The organism is Roseibium sp., assembly GCF_965229775.1.
Classification (GTDB): domain Bacteria; phylum Pseudomonadota; class Alphaproteobacteria; order Rhizobiales; family Stappiaceae; genus Roseibium.
Genome location: NZ_OZ245929.1, coordinates 1,947,788 through 1,962,329, shown reverse-complemented (window position 1 = coordinate 1,962,329; position 14,542 = coordinate 1,947,788). Strand labels below are relative to the sequence as shown.

Below are 14,542 nucleotides of genomic sequence, written 5' to 3'. Positions count from 1 at the left end.
GAAGGCCCGGAGTGATGTTTTATGAAATCCCGCACCAAAGTCGTCGTCATCGGAGGTGGCATTGCCGGTTGCTCGACCCTCTATCACCTGACCCGTGAAGGCTGGAGCGACGTTGTCCTGGTCGAGCGCAACGAACTCACAAGCGGCACGACATGGCACTCCGCCGCGCAGGTGACGAATTTCGGCATGAACCAGACGATGGTCGGCCTGAAGACCCACTCCATCCGGCTCTACAAGGAACTGGCCGAGAACCCGGACTACCCGATCAACTACCATCATGGCGACGGCGGCATCCGCATGGCCAACACCGAGGCACAAATGCAGGGCTACCGGCACTTCACCTCCATGGCCCGCGGGATGGACGTTCATTTCGAAGTGATCGACGCGGACGAATGCGCGCGCCGGCATCCGCTGGTGTCGACGGATAATCTTCTGGGCGGTTTGTGGGATCCCCTCGACGGCGACATCGACCCGGCGCAGCTGTGCCAGGCGCTTGCCTTTCACGCCCGGAAGGCCGGTGCGGAGGTCTACCGGAACACGCCCGTCACGGCGCTGACGCAGCACCGGGACGATACCTGGACGGTGCACACCGAACACGGCGACATCGATTGCGACATCGTGGTCAATGCCTGCGGCTACCGGGTCAACGAAGTGGCGGCAATGATGAATGTTCACCATCCGGTGGCATCCATGGAGCATCAGTATTTCCTGACGGAGGACATTCCGGAGATCGTTCAGGCCGGGCACCGCATGCCGCTGATCCGTTGTCCGATCAGCGATTATTACTGTAGGCAGGAAAAGAACGGCCTGCTGATCGGCTTCTACGAGCAGGGCTGCAAGACCTGGGGCATGGACGGGATCGACCCGAATTTCGTCAACGCGCTTTGCCCGGATGACCTCGACCGCATCACCGATGTGCTGGAAGGCGCTTTTGCGCGCATGCCTGCATTGATGGAGGCCGGGATCCGCTCGGTGATCAACGGCCCGATCACCTACACGATCGACGGCGCGCCGCTGGTCGGCCCCATCCCCGGCAAGCGCAACGCGTTCTGCATCATCGGCCTGCGCGCCGGTCTCGGTGAAGGCGGCGGACATGGCTGGCTGCTCGCCCAGCAGATCGTTCATGGCGAGGCCTGCTACGACACCTGGTGCCTGGACCCGCGCCGGTTCACCGGCCACGCGAACGTGGAGCTGACATCTCTCAAGGCGATCGAAGACTACCAGAACGAATTCCGCTTCCATTTTCCGCATGAACACCGGCCCGCCGGAAGACCGGCCAAAACAACCCCGCTCACACCGGTGCTCGCCGCAGAGGGCGCGGAATTCACGGTGGTCAACGGCTGGGAACGTGTCGACTACATCAAACCGAGCGCCGATTTTCATCCGAGCTTGAGCTTTGATTTCGACGAGGCCTTCGACCTGGTCAAACGGGAAGTGGAAAACGTCCGGGACAATGTCGGCCTGTGCGAGGTCAACGGTTTCAACCGCTTCGAAATCACCGGCACGGACCGGCATGCCTTTCTGGACCGGCTCGCCTGCGGCACGGTTCCGAAGCGCGACGGGCGGGTCGGTCTCGGATACCTGCTCAATCATCATGGCCGGATCAAATGCGAGGCCACATTCACAAATCTGCCCGCCAGCGACCGAGGCCCGGCAAGGGTCTGGTACGGGTCGGCCGCTGCCAGTGAATTTCATGACATGGACTGGCTGACCGCGCATCTGCGTGACGGCGAGGACGTCACGATCCGGAGCCTTACGAACGACCAGACGATCCTGGTTCTCGCCGGGCCGAATGCACGCAAGGTCCTGTCGGCCTGTGCGCGCGGCGACTGGTCGAAAGACGCGTTTCCCTGGCTCAGTGTCCGGGAATGTTTCGTCGGCTTTGCCCCGGCAACGGTCATATCCGTGAGCTTCTCCGGGGAACTGGCCTATGAAATCCACGTGCCGAACGCGTCCCTCTATGCGGCCTATCTTGCAATCCGGGAGGCGGGGAAACCTTTCAACCTGTCGCTCTTCGGAGCACGCGCGGTTGAATCGATGCGCATGGAAAAGGGGTTCTTCCATTGGAAGGCGGACCTTTTGACGGAATTCGATCCTTTCGAGACCGGTCTCGACCGGTTCGTCAAACTGTCGAAGGGCGACTTCGTCGGGAAAGCGGCGCTGGAGGCGCTTGTGGCCAGGGGTCCGGCAAAGAAGATGGTCACGCTCCAGGTAGGGACAAGCCGCGCACCCGCACCGGGCGGTGCCTCGCTGATGCAGGACGACAAGGTGGTGGGCACGGTCACGTCCGGCGACTGGGGGCATCGCGTCGGCATGAACCTCGCCTACGCGTTCGTCGATCCGGGTCTGTCGGAGGCGGGAACCCGGATGCAGCTCGATCTGTGCGGCGACCTGACAGATGTCACCGTCATCGCGGCCAGCCCCTATGATCCGGATTTTGCTCGGCTGCGGGGCTGACGTCTATCAGATCTTCAGACCGAAGACCTCCGTTGCGGGCCTGCCGCTCCTGAGGCCCTTGATCCAGTCGCTCTCGATCACCAGCTTTGCGCGGGCATCGTCTAGCTGCGCACGCGCCAGTTCCGGTGACAGCGCAATCAGGCCGTCGCGGTCCCCCATGACGAGGTCGCCCGGGTTGATCGTGCAGCCTCCGAAACTGACGGCTCCGTTGATTTCGCCCTTCCCGGCCCCGACCGGACCGCGCGGCGTGATGCTGCGCGAGAAGACGGGAAAATCCGGCCAGTTGCCGAGAACATCGATATCGCGCACCGCGCCGTCGACGACGACACCGGCGCATCCCTTTTCCCTGAGGTGTCCGCCGAGAATTTCGCCGATCATGGCGTTGTCGATCTGGCCACCGGCGGCAATGACGACCACGTCGCCTGCGCGCACGTGATCGAGCGCATGGATGACAGCTCCGAAATCCGGCGGCGTGACTTCGACCGTCAGGGCCGGCCCCAGAAGACGCAAAGGGTTGCCGCCGAAAGTTTGCGGACGTATCGCCGGATCGATCTGCTGTTCGGGCAGCAGGTCAACGGCAATGCTGACGGCGATCTCCCGCCAGGCCTCGATTTCCTCTGCAGCCAGAGTTGACGCTGCCGCGTTGATCTTGACGCCCATACCGGTTTCCCTTTTGCCCCGCACACCTGCGGTGATTTCGTGTCCTTGGATAGATCACCCTGTCAGCTTCGAGATCGCGTTTTCGTTCCAGACAACACCAATGCCCGGTTCGCTCCACGGAACCGTATGGCCGTCTTTCACGGCTGGTGTGCTGGTGAGAAGGGTCCCTGCAACGTCGAACCACTCCAGGATCATGGCGGTCGGCGTCGCGCCCAGAAGATGAGCAGAGATCTCCAGGAACAGATGGCTCGCAACGGGTACGGATCTTTCCTGCGCGAGACCGGCCGCCGCCTGCCAGCCGGTGACGCCGCCGATTTTCATGACATCCGGCATGGCGAAATCCGACGCGCCCGCGGCAACCGATTTGCGCATGTCCGCAACGCCCCACCAGTTTTCGCCGGTTTGAACGGGTGTCCGGATGGCGGCGCGCACGGCGGCATGTCCGTCGTGGTCGGTCGCGTGGACGGGTTCCTCGATCCAGGCAAGCCCCTCGTCGTCGAGCACCTTCATGCGGCGCACCGCTTCGCCCGGGCTGAACGCCTGATTGAAATCCGCCGCAACCCAGGTGTCCGCCCCTGCCACCTTCCGGATCGCACGGACCACGGCGACATCGACACCGACATCGGGATGACCCGCCTTGACCTTGAAGGCACGGAAGCCGCGCTCCAGTGAGGCTTCAACCTCGCGCGCGGTCTCGTCCGGCGGCATTTGACCGAGACTGTCATAGACACGCACGGGGTCAGAACTGCCGCCGATCAGCAATGACAGCGGCCTCCCGGCACGTTTGGCCGCCGCATCCCACAGAGCCATGTCGATCCCGGCGATCGCCATGGCAACCAGGCCCTGATTGCCGAGCAGGCGGAACCTGGCATCCAGCAGGGCATTTATATCTGCCGGACCGCCGGCCTCACCCGACAAGCCGTCGATGATGTTCCGGGTCAGAACCGAAAGAGGCTCCAGCGCTACCAGCGTATAGGCGAAGATGTAGGCGGAGCCGGTGACACCGTCTTCCGCCGTGATGTCGATCAGCACCAGGGGCGCGGCCTCAAGGGTTCCGGACGCGGTCTTGTGCGGTATTGCAAGGGGCGCCAGCACGGGCCTGACACGGCAACCGGAAATGGCAGGGTGCGATTCACTCATGCAGCTATCCTATGGCCGGATGTGTCAGCGGTAAACGTGCTTCAGGTCATCAGTGGGCCAGTTCGCCTTTTCCGATGCGCCTTCGTAAAGGCTTTCAAGGAAAGCCGAGATCGCTTCTGCCGGGTTTGCCGCCGTGCGGGCATCTTCGTATTTGAGGATGGCCAGCGCACCGCCGTTCTTTTCGGCCCAGAAGGCACTTGCGGGTTGCAGCGGCGCTTCGTTCATCGCCTCCGGCTCCGGATAGGCGTAGCCGTAGAACGCGGGTTCGGGGAAACTGTCATCACCTGGCCAGAAACCGATCGAAATGACCTCGTGCGAATAGGCTTCCCTGTCGGACTGGGTGCCGCCTTCAAGCGGGTGGGCACGCCCTGAAAAGCGCGTGACGACCAGATCGAAGGAATGCCAGTAAAGCTGGACCGGGGTCTGCTTACCGACGAAGCGGGAGCGATAGTCCTCAAACACGCTCGAGATCGCGCATAGCGCTTTCCAGAAAGCGGATACCGCCGCCGCGTCGTAGGCACGCGGCGCGTGGTCTTCCCTGAACGGGGTCTTCGACTTGTTGTCATAGGGAACAGCCACGATCGCAACGGAAATGCCGAGATCGCTCAGGTGCGAAAACAGGGTTTCGTAGAATTGCGAAACGTTAAGTCCGGGAACGGAAAAGGAGGATTGCCGTCCGTCGTTGCGGCTGACGATGACCTCGTGATCGAACATGTCGTAGAGGATTTCAAAACCGCTGTCCTCATACGGAATGCGTCCCGTCGTCAGGCCGCGCACATGCGGATAGAGCGTCACATGCCACCAGTGGTTCAGCTTGGGGTGGGCTTTAAGCCTGATCTTTCCGATGATCTGCAGGAAGAGATGGAGCGTGTCCTTCGTATCGGACCAGTCGGCATAGGGAAGCGGTGGAAGCGTGATCATCAGGTGATTCTCCTGCCGGTCAGGGCGTGAATGGAAACATGTCTTCCTTGCACATCTAGGATCAGGGCGCCTTTCGGCGAGCCCGGAACTCTGCCAACAATTTCGCCGTGTCCGGCTTGGACCTGTGCCGGCGGTCGGTCGGGATTTCGCTCACGATCTGCAAGTCGATATTCCCGAGCGTGACAACGCGCGCTTGCCACTCTTCCCGGTGCCGCACATCTCCTGCCAGGAACAGGACCGGCGTTCCGGTCGGATCGACGGCAAAGGCTGCCCCGGAAACACCAGGCCAGAGGCGCGCGGCGGTTTCGATTGAGAAGGCGGAATAGTCCCCGCTCAAAGCGCTGTGCCGTCCGAGCAGCCAGAGGCGGCCGCGCTCGTCCAGGCGGCCGGCATCGCCCGTGCGGTGCCAGACCGTGCCGCCCTCGATCAATTTGGTTTCCCGATCTCGGCTTGGGTCGAGATAACCGCGATTGACGTGCGGGCCGGCGACCAGGATCTCGCCGTCGACGAATTTCAGCGACACCTCGTCAACAGGCGTTCCGACCGGCAACCCCTTTCCGGACGCCGCGGCGTCCCAGTCGGCATCGCTCAATTCTTCCAGATGAATGTGGGAAACGGGTTCCGCCTCCGTCGATCCGTAGACCACCGTCAGGCCCTTGCCGGGATTGGCGTCGAGAAACCGGCGGGCGATGTCCGGATAGAGCGGCCCGCCGCCGGTCATGACCCTTTTGACGGTTTTCGGCAGCCGGATCCGGAGCAGACGCTCGACGACGACGGGCGGAACCAGGAGCCGTGTCGCGCCGGTTTCTTCGGCCAACCGGAAGACTGCGTCTGGAGGCGTTCTGTCGTGACGGCGCAGGTTCCAATTGGGCATCACCGCCGTCCCGCCATGCCCGATACAGGTCAGGACAAAGGCCGGAAAGGCGACAATGTCGGTCTCGACGCCCTCACCGGGGGCAATGACGGGTCCCAGCGCCACATGCTGGGCACGCATGAGGCCATGGGAGCGCTCGATGGCCTTGGGCAGGCCCGTGCTGCCGCTGGTGAAGGAAATCAGGGCCGATTCCGACGGCGCAAGCGATTCGCAATGATCAAGGGAACCGGCCCCTTCCGCCTCGGGGGACAGTCGCAGCGGTATGCGCCGGGTCTCCGGCAGAAGACGCGCGAGCAGGCCGATTTTCCAGTTTGCAAGGAGGGCCGCCGGTCGCGCAGCGCTTGCCGCGTTGCGGAACCCGGCGAGCCCCATTGCCGGTTCCGGAAAGACCGCGACCGCACCGAGCCGCCAGAGCGCGGCGAGGCCTGCATAAAGACCGATGCCCGGGAAGGTTCCGACAAGAACCCTCTCTCCCTTGCCGATCCCCTCTGCGGCAAATGTCGCCGCAAGGCGCGCGGACTTCCTTTCAAGGTCGGCGTAGCTGATCGCGGTACCCGACCTGTCGATGATCGCGGTGCGCTCCGGATGACGCTCCGCTTCACGCAGAAAGTCGTTGATGAGATTCACAGCAGACGGCCCATCAGCGCATAGCGGCGGAAGACCGTTCCGCCGAATTTCCGGCTTTGCGCTTCCGACGCGATCCCCGAGCGCATCAATGCATGAACAACTTCCCTGAAGCCGAGTTCACCGGCCAGGGCATGAATGCGGTCCGCCATTGCCCGCCCGGCGCCCGGAACGGTTCCGACATAGGTCTTGAGCACGATGGCGCCCTGACGCATCGGATCGGGAAACGCGAGGGTCAGGCCGCGCAGGTTCCCGTCGTGGTCAAGCGCGCGCAGGATGAAACGGGGATCGGCGTGCGCCAGCAACGGCGCGTAGCGCTCCAGGAACATGGCTTCCGGTACGGGCGTGAAAAAGGGTGTCGTGCGGAAGCCTTCCATCACGAGCGCATGTGCACCGGAGAGCAATGCTTCGGGATCCCTGCCGTTCCAGCTTTCAACCGAAACGCCCCGGACCCTTTCGGCAAATCCGCGCGATCCGGGCGCTGCCGTCGCCGAAACATGCAACTCCGCGATCTTGAAGCCCGCGCGTTCGTAGGCGGCGAGATCTTCGGGACCACCTGCGGGTTCCATCAGGAATGCCGGGCTCCCGTCCGACCATGTCTGAAGCCGGTAGGTCCCCCATGTCGATCCGTCCATCGGGCCGACCACCGCCTCGAAACCTTCACCGCGCAGCGTGTCGCAGGCCTCCTCCAGAAACGCGGCACCGCTTTCCGCATCATCAAACGCAGCCGTTCCGACCGCCGCGGTGCGCAATCCCTTCCAGGCGGGAACGTCCCGGTGAACTTTCGGCGGCTTTGTCATGACAGAACCTCGTAGACATAAACAGGAAGAAGCATCACGAGCGCAGTGATGGCCAGCCGCAGACCCGGGTTCCGATTGCCCCAGGATCTCGGCCGCAACACTTCGCTCAGCAACGTGACAATCGTGACGATCCCGGCCACCAGCAACAAGGGGATTTCCGGGTTCCAGCCGATGAATTCGACGATATGAGGCAGCAGGAACCAATAGACGCAAAGAAATGCGGCGGCGGCGGCCGCTCCCGCCGGAAACCGCAACCCGGTCCTGCGCAGAGCAAATGCAACATAGCCCGACCCGACCGCAACAAAGGTCGCAGAGTAGTAGGCGACCGCATTGTCTCCGAAGACATTGCCCGTCAGAAGCCAGATGACACCGGTCAGAACCAGCGTTGCCACGAAGTCCAGGACCGGCTCCGTGTCCTCGACCGCTGATCTTGCCATCATCGCCGCGAAAAATGCCATGACCGGCAGGACGGAGTTGATCGGGGAAGCCGCGATCGTCGACAGGATCAGCGCGACCAGCGCGGTTCTGGCCGCGTGCGCCGTCATGCCAAGGCGCGGCGCAAAAAGCTGCGCTGCCACCAGCAATAACAGCCAGACGAACGTGATGAGAGCCAAGATGACCGGGGAAGAGTCCGACCAGGTTCTCAGAAGGACAAAGATCCCGACCGGCACGAACAGATTGTCCAGTCCGCGCCAGCTGTCGGCCTCGACATAGGTGGCGAACAGCGCCACGAGGGTCGCGAGCCAGATGACGTTGGCCCGCGGGATCTCGGTGCCGAGTTGCAGGATGACGACGGCAACGATCCAGGTCACGACCAGAAACGTGACACTGCCCTCGACGCTCTTGATCCTGTCGTCGCCGCCGAACCTGAGCTGACCGTATTTGGTACCGACCAGGGCGGCAGCGGCATCTGAGAGCGTGAGCACGGCAATCGGCAGCGTGTAGAGCGCCGGATGCCCCGCCGAAAGCACGAAGAGCAGCGTCACGGCGACCAGGAACAGGAAATCTCCCCAGGACCGGCGCTGCACGGAGTGGAGCGATGCGCCGATGCCATCCGTCGCGATTCCGGGCAAGCGCAGCACCAGCAGTGCGGCGGCGGCCAGTCCCGCGAAAACAAGGAACCCCTCCCGGTTGAGCAGAAGCGGGAGAAGCATCGCGTGAATGCCGACGCCGACATGAACGGCCTTGCGCTGGCTTTCCGCGCCGATGACGAACCGGCCTGCAATCCGCCGGATGCCCGTGGCCAGTGCGAAGAGCGCAACGACGGACGCAACCGCGATCAGTACCTGCGCCGTCAAGGCGTCTTCTCCTCGACGATCAGGTCAGCATAAAAAAAGGCCTTGTCGATCTGCTTGAGCTCCGCTTCCAGATCGGAAAGCCTTGCGATGCTGCCGGCCAGGGACGGCGGCGCGGAGCGTGGTGCCATCATGTTCCAGTAGACAAACCGTGCGCCGGGGGCCGCCTGCGCGAACAGCTCGGCGTAAATCTTCGCTGTCTCGTCCACGGACATGTATTCGAAGATGTCCGAAAGATTGAAGCCGTCGAACGGTCCCTCGGCGGCGCGCTGAACGGGTCCTTTCACGACCGATATCCGGTCGACGCGATCAGCGATCGCCCGGTAGGTTTCTTCCCTCCAGGCTGTCGGCAGGACAGCGGCGCTACGGCCGGTCAGGACCGTGCGCATATAAGGGTTTTCGCTCGGGTCCTGGTCGACCGCGGCGAAGCGGACCTTGTTGCGGACATGCGCGCCGGCGCTGCCTTCCACATGATCGAAAAAAGCCGGGTCCCGGCCGAGCCACCCCATGACGGTCCTGGAAAAGAACAGGCTGGTGCACAGGTTCCAGCGGCGGTTGTTCCAGCGCTCCTCGAAAAACCGGACCCGCGCGGCCCTGTCGCGTTTTTCAAAGACGCTCTCGACGGTTGCCCTTGAGTGGATCAGGGGCAGGACATAGCGGCGGAAAAGACGGAAATAGTTCTCGAACTTGCCGACATTGCCGGCACCGAATTCCGCGACCTGCGGTTCCAGCGCCTGCCAGAATGCCCTGGTTTCCGGATCACAGGCAACAAGGACCTCGTTGAGCAACTTAGCCCTTCGGGAAGACGGACGCGCGCCAAACAGCTCAAGGAACGCATCGTGCGGGAGAACGCGGAAGGCTGCCATGCGCAGGCGCAGGCAGGCGATCTGGGCGTCGGACAGGTCCGCGGCAACGACTTCCCGCGGATCGAGAAGCAGAAGCGCCAGCACATTGTCGCCCGCCGCGCAAATCGAGAGGAAGCGCTGCCCCGGCCGCTTGTGGAAGGCTCCCAGCAGAACATCGGCGTCTTCCCAGGCCTGGGCATACCGGACCGCCTCGAAACTGGCGCGCTGATCAATCGATGCGGTCATGAGATCTTTGTCACCCAGCCTGCGGAGCCGTCCACTTCGAGCTGATCTCCGGTTTTTATCCAGTCGCAGGCCCCAGGAACCGCGACGACGCAGGGAATGCCGAGTTCACGCGAAACAATCGCGGAATGGGACAACACGCTGCCGCGCTCGCCGATCACGGCGGCCGCATTGGCGAAGTGAGAAATCCAGCCCGGGTCCGTGTGGCGGGCAACGAGAATTTCGCCGGGCTGAACCTGCTCTTCCGCCGGCTCATGGATCACCCGCGCCGTTCCCCGGACAAGGCCGCCGCCGCAAGCCGTGCCCTTTCGCTGCCGGTCATCGTCTGAAACTCCGGCCTCCCCGGGTCCGGCCGCCAGCGCCAGCCTGCCTGCAGTGTCAAGCACCGATCCGCGGATCAGAATGCGCTCTGGCGGGTCCGGCAGGCGCGTCGCATTTTCCTGCTCCTTCCGCCTCTGTGCAACGAGATCCGTGATCGCCGGGTTCAAGGCAGACCCCTCGGCGGCGGCCAGCAATTCATCCAGCGTCAGGAAAAAGACATCCTCCGGCTGCTCGAGATGCCCCGTTGCCGTAAGGCAGGCCCCCATGGCGAGGAAGACTCGGCGCGCGTAGCCGAAAATCCGCGTCCTTTCAAAACGCAGGTTCTCGCGATCCCTGACCCGCGCCTTGGCGTAGCTGAGCGCCCATCGTGCCAGAAGCCGCTTCGCCGGGCGGCCCTTGAACAGGCGCGCAAGCTCCGCATCCGGTTCCGTCCGTTCCGGTTCGGCCCCGGACCGGGACGCGGCCGCCGTCACGGCGCGAAACAGGGGCAAAGGCGCTTCATCGAGCGTCGGCTCCTCCAGTTTCAGCTCGCCGATGCGCCGGTCGCCGAATTTTTCCAGATAGGCCTGCAGAAGCGGTCCGATCTCCGGAAGTGCGAAGATCGCGTCCCCGTCACCAGATGCCAGGATGTCGGCAGCACCGGGCGTTGCCCGAACGCGCTCGCCCATCTGCCGGATGAGGCGGGCCGGTTCGGCGGACACGATATCCCCCTGGCCGATCATCACGTCGTTATGCAGCGCAAGACCCGGCTCCCCCGCCCAACGGAGCAGGAGTGCACGGGATCCGCCGAAAGCCATCATGCAGAGGAAATCGTTGACGATGGGCGCATCCCAGTCGTCCAGAAGAGCCGCTTCGACCCTCCGGTATTCCACGGCGAGTGCAGAGAGCGGCAGCCGGGTGAGCGACGACCACTCCTTTCGCGGCGGCACGGTTGCGGTGACCCGGTTCATGAAGCGCGACTTTGTCGCTTTCAGGCGAAGGGCGGCAAGCCCAAGCCTTGCGACCATCTTCCCCCCCGACGCGAGGCCCGTTGCAGGCGAAATCCCGGCCATGACTTCGTCCGGCAACGGCTCGGAGACCCCCATCATGGTCTCCATGTGTTCCCGGTTGCTGGAAAAGAACGGCAGGAGCGACAACAGGCGGTACCAGTTGCCCAGATTGTAGTACAAGCGCCCGTCGATGCGGGCGAGCATGTTGTCGAGTTCCGGAGAATGCGTCTTGATCACGCCGGGCCGGGTTCCGATCAGCTGCAGGAAGGATCTGTACACCCGCGCGTAGGCCGCGACCGCGAAGCTGTAGGTCAGCGGCGATACCATCCCCGGATAGCTCTCGACGATGTTGGAATTGTCGAAGACAAGCAGGCGCTGTTCGGCCACGCCGGCCGGCAAAAGACGCGTGGTGATCGGCCGCGCCTGCAGGAGATACGGCTCCGGCGTTTCCTTCGCGAAGGCCCATTCGATATCCTGCGGTGCCCCTTTCAACTCGCTCACCGACAGGCACAGCCGGGCGATCTCGCGCGCCTCGTCCTCCGAAAGCGCGCTTTTCTCACCAGGCCGCTCAAGTGGTTCCAGCCGCGGACAGGAAAACCGCCAGATTTCGCCGCTGACTTCACCCGAAACCAGCGCGTCGCCGAGGCCTTCGGTGGCGGTTACAAGCACCTGGTCGCGCCGGCCGGTCACCGGGTCGGCAGCAAACGCGACACCGGCGGCCCTGGCATCCACCATCTCCTGCACGATCACCGACGGCATGTTCACATCGGCAATCCCGCGCGCTTCACGGTAAGCCGCCACGCCGTCGGCGAGCCCGGATGCGAACACCTCCTCGGCCGTTGCCGGAACATCTTCCACGGCGACCTCCAGGCGCGACAGGAATTGTCCGGCATGGGATTCTTCAGCACCGTCTTCGGCAGCGCCGGAGGAACGGACGGCAAACCGCACGCCCGCCAGCGCCCTGCAGGCTTCATCGATCGCCGATCGCCGGTCTTCCGGCAGACCGCCGTCCTGAAACACATTCGACGGGATCACGAAGAAAGGCGGCACCTTGAAGCCGGCTTCCACAAGCTCGGCGAGCGCCAACGCCTTGCCGCCGATCGCCTGCGACGACCTTGTGCGCGCGTCTTTGTCATTGACGAGTGCGGTCACGATTGCCCCCCCAGAACCGGTGTGAACGCGGCGATCAGATAACAGGCCAGCACCCAGATCCCGGAAAGGGTCTCCAGCCGTTTCTGCCGCCTGCCGTCAGGTGTCTTCCAGAAGTCGGCCAATACCAACAGGAAAGGCAGCAGAAACACCAGCCCGCAGACCGTCGTCAGCAGCGGCCGGTCAAGATAGTAGCCGCAAATGACGAGCGACAGAAAGGCGACGCCGGTCATTGCTGCCAGGGCCGCAAGGGACCGCGGAATGCCCCAGGACGAACTGTAGGTCTCCACCCCTTCGCGCTCCTGCTCCGGCGCCCAGATCTTGCGGCCGAACTCGACGACGCAGCCGTTGCAGAAACTCATCAGCAGGAACGTCCAGATACCCTCCGGCACCGCGCCTGCAGGCACCCATTCACACCCGGTCAGAACAAGATCGATCAGCGGCATGATCGCCATGTGCGAAACCAGGTAGAGCGCCGGACTTTTCTTCAGGAATTCCGGAACGAAGAACTCGAACCCCATCAGGGCCAGCCAGGCCCAGGCGACGAGCACCAGGATCAGCACGCCCGGGGAAAGCGCATAGGCTGCGGCAGCCGCCGGAACCGCCGCCACCGCAGCGAGCCCCAGGATCAGCCGCAGCGACACCAGTCCGCGCGGTATCGGACGCTCCGGCCTGTAGCACCGGTCGATCTCCGCATCCTTGACCTCGTCCAGCGCCCGCATCTGCCAGAAAAACACCATGACGATCAGGAACGCGGCCAGGTAGGTCGCGACATCCGGCAGCGGCCGCCCCGCCAATCTGGCGGACGCCGTGACCGATGCCGCGGAAAAAGCACCCAGGAGCGGAACCGTCTGGATCAGGGGAAAGCGTTCTCCCTGATAGATCCACAACCGCGCAAGAAGGGACGCGTCCCGTTCCGGCGTGCCTGTCACGACTTGTCCCCGCGCGCCAGGCGCTTGTGCGCGCTGCCGAACTGGCCGCCCGCCACGGCCGCGGTCAGCGACAGCTCCCCGCAAAGACACAGCGCAGCCGCAACTTCAGCCAGCGCGGGGGCATGGCCGGTTCCCCTGAGGCCGAGCACATCGAGACCGGCCGATTGCGAGGGAAGTTTCGTTCCCCCGCCAACGGTTCCAAGGATCAGATTGGGCAAGGTTACGGTGACAAGAAGACCCGTGCTGCTGCGTTCCATGCGCGTGAAACCGACAGCGGATTCGGCGACGCAGGCAACGTCCTGGCCGGTCGCGAGGTAAAGCGCTGCCAGACCATTGGCGAAATGCGCCTGCGCGCCGACCTGGCCCGTCATGAGCGCCCCGAGATTTGCAACGCGGCCATATTCCAGGATCTGCTCGATCGGCGAGCCGAGCGTTGCTTCCACGACCTCTTCCGGAATGTCGGCCTGTGCCGTGACACGGCGCCCGCGGCCAAGCATCACACCGAGAAAACTCGCTTTCTTGTCGCCAGAAAAATTCGCCTCCAGGAACCACGATCGTGGGGTGACAGGAGAAAACTGCAGCGCGAATTCACACAAGGCTTCCGTTGCGAATGTCACCATGTTCTGGCCTGCGGCGTCACCCGTTTCGTAGCGGCACATCAGGAACACGAGTTCGCCGTCGATTACGGGATCGATGGATAGAAGCCTGCCGTAGCGGGTCGTGCTTTCGGCGGCGGCAACCAGCTGTTCAGCTGACCCGATCGCCCATTCCACAAACAGGCCCGCCTCCGCAATCGAGGCAAACCGGAATGCCGGCGAACGCAGGACACCTTCACCGAGTGTTGCGACACTGACACCGCCGGCTTTGCCGACCGCTTTCGCACCGCGCGCATAGGAGGCTACAAGCGCGGCTTCCGTGGTCGCCAGCGGCACGAAAAAATCGTCCCTTGCGAAGACACCGTTGACCCGAAGCGGTCCGACCACGCCGACGGGAACCTTCACGGTCCCGATCATGTTCTCGATATTGCCGACATAGTGCCCGGCGTCAGCCAGCGTCTGCTCATCCGCCAGCACGGTTCTGGCGGTGTCCGGAACGCCGAACTTGATCAGGCGCGACCAGATCCGGGCGATCGCCGACCTTGAAGGTTTCGGCATGGTCATCAGCGGCGGCGGCGCGTCTTCACGCGGTTTCAGGCGTGCGGCAATGTCAGCCGGGTCGGCGGTTGCCTTCAGCTTTTTCAGAAAGTGCTGGGTCTTGGGTGGTATCGGCATGTTCCGCGAGGTGTTTCCATC

At 63.5% G+C, this 14,542-nt stretch carries 11 protein-coding genes; 1 reads left to right on the top strand and 10 read right to left on the bottom strand.

Going from position 1 to position 14,542, the window contains the following annotated elements; genetic code table 11:
- Positions 1–21: 21 nt before the first annotated feature.
- Positions 22–2,457: a GcvT family protein gene (locus ACO07N_RS08925; protein ID WP_421980676.1), complete on the top strand. Its 2,436-nt coding sequence runs from the start codon at positions 22–24 to the stop codon at positions 2,455–2,457.
- A 6-nt stretch (positions 2,458–2,463) separates the two neighbouring features.
- Here ACO07N_RS08925 and ACO07N_RS08920 read toward each other — a convergent pair whose 3' ends face one another.
- The 10 genes from ACO07N_RS08920 to ACO07N_RS08875 all read right to left on the bottom strand — a co-directional run bounded on the left by ACO07N_RS08920 (position 2,464) and on the right by ACO07N_RS08875 (position 14,521).
- A complete protein-coding gene (locus ACO07N_RS08920; RefSeq protein WP_421980675.1) occupies positions 2,464–3,117 on the bottom strand; it encodes an RraA family protein in 654 nt (217 codons plus the stop codon).
- 54 nt (positions 3,118–3,171) lie between these two features.
- On the bottom strand, positions 3,172–4,257 hold the full coding sequence (locus tag ACO07N_RS08915; protein ID WP_421980674.1) for an enolase C-terminal domain-like protein: 1,086 nt from the start codon (positions 4,255–4,257) through the stop codon (positions 3,172–3,174).
- 24 nt (positions 4,258–4,281) lie between these two features.
- Complete coding sequence (locus ACO07N_RS08910; RefSeq protein WP_421980673.1) at positions 4,282–5,178, bottom strand: DUF5996 family protein; 897 nt, start codon at positions 5,176–5,178, stop codon at positions 4,282–4,284.
- A gap of 61 nt (positions 5,179–5,239) precedes the next feature.
- Positions 5,240–6,679: an AMP-binding protein gene (locus tag ACO07N_RS08905; RefSeq protein WP_421980672.1), complete on the bottom strand. Its 1,440-nt coding sequence runs from the start codon at positions 6,677–6,679 to the stop codon at positions 5,240–5,242.
- A complete protein-coding gene (locus ACO07N_RS08900; protein ID WP_421980671.1) occupies positions 6,676–7,476 on the bottom strand; it encodes a hypothetical protein in 801 nt (266 codons plus the stop codon). The genes ACO07N_RS08905 and ACO07N_RS08900 overlap by 4 nt, the downstream gene beginning before the upstream one ends.
- Complete coding sequence (locus ACO07N_RS08895) at positions 7,473–8,774, bottom strand: hypothetical protein (protein ID WP_421980670.1); 1,302 nt, start codon at positions 8,772–8,774, stop codon at positions 7,473–7,475. The genes ACO07N_RS08900 and ACO07N_RS08895 overlap by 4 nt, the downstream gene beginning before the upstream one ends.
- Positions 8,771–9,862 (bottom strand): DUF3419 family protein, encoded by a 1,092-nt coding sequence (locus tag ACO07N_RS08890; protein WP_421980669.1) that lies wholly within the window; start codon positions 9,860–9,862, stop codon positions 8,771–8,773. Before ACO07N_RS08890 ends, ACO07N_RS08895 begins: the two co-directional genes overlap by 4 nt.
- On the bottom strand, positions 9,859–12,321 hold the full coding sequence (locus tag ACO07N_RS08885; protein WP_421980668.1) for a PEP/pyruvate-binding domain-containing protein: 2,463 nt from the start codon (positions 12,319–12,321) through the stop codon (positions 9,859–9,861). Before ACO07N_RS08885 ends, ACO07N_RS08890 begins: the two co-directional genes overlap by 4 nt.
- Complete coding sequence (locus ACO07N_RS08880) at positions 12,318–13,250, bottom strand: UbiA family prenyltransferase (protein ID WP_421980667.1); 933 nt, start codon at positions 13,248–13,250, stop codon at positions 12,318–12,320. Before ACO07N_RS08880 ends, ACO07N_RS08885 begins: the two co-directional genes overlap by 4 nt.
- Positions 13,247–14,521, bottom strand: a complete 1,275-nt coding sequence (locus ACO07N_RS08875) for a 3-hydroxy-3-methylglutaryl-CoA reductase (RefSeq protein ID WP_421980666.1) — start codon at positions 14,519–14,521, stop codon at positions 13,247–13,249. The genes ACO07N_RS08880 and ACO07N_RS08875 overlap by 4 nt, the downstream gene beginning before the upstream one ends.
- Between the last annotated feature and the right edge of the window lie 21 nt (positions 14,522–14,542).

Bases quoted from the DNA above. Each gene is read 5' to 3' on its own strand.
- ACO07N_RS08875 (WP_421980666.1), bottom strand. From the start codon at position 14,521: ATGCCGATACCACCCAAGACCCAGCACTTTCTGAAAAAGCTGAAGGCA.
- ACO07N_RS08920 (WP_421980675.1), bottom strand. From the start codon at position 3,117: ATGGGCGTCAAGATCAACGCGGCAGCGTCAACTCTGGCTGCAGAGGAA.
- ACO07N_RS08910 (WP_421980673.1), bottom strand. From the start codon at position 5,178: ATGATCACGCTTCCACCGCTTCCCTATGCCGACTGGTCCGATACGAAG.
- ACO07N_RS08890 (WP_421980669.1), bottom strand. From the start codon at position 9,862: ATGACCGCATCGATTGATCAGCGCGCCAGTTTCGAGGCGGTCCGGTAT.
- ACO07N_RS08915 (WP_421980674.1), bottom strand. From the start codon at position 4,257: ATGAGTGAATCGCACCCTGCCATTTCCGGTTGCCGTGTCAGGCCCGTG.
- ACO07N_RS08925 (WP_421980676.1), top strand. From the start codon at position 22: ATGAAATCCCGCACCAAAGTCGTCGTCATCGGAGGTGGCATTGCCGGT.
- ACO07N_RS08900 (WP_421980671.1), bottom strand. From the start codon at position 7,476: ATGACAAAGCCGCCGAAAGTTCACCGGGACGTTCCCGCCTGGAAGGGA.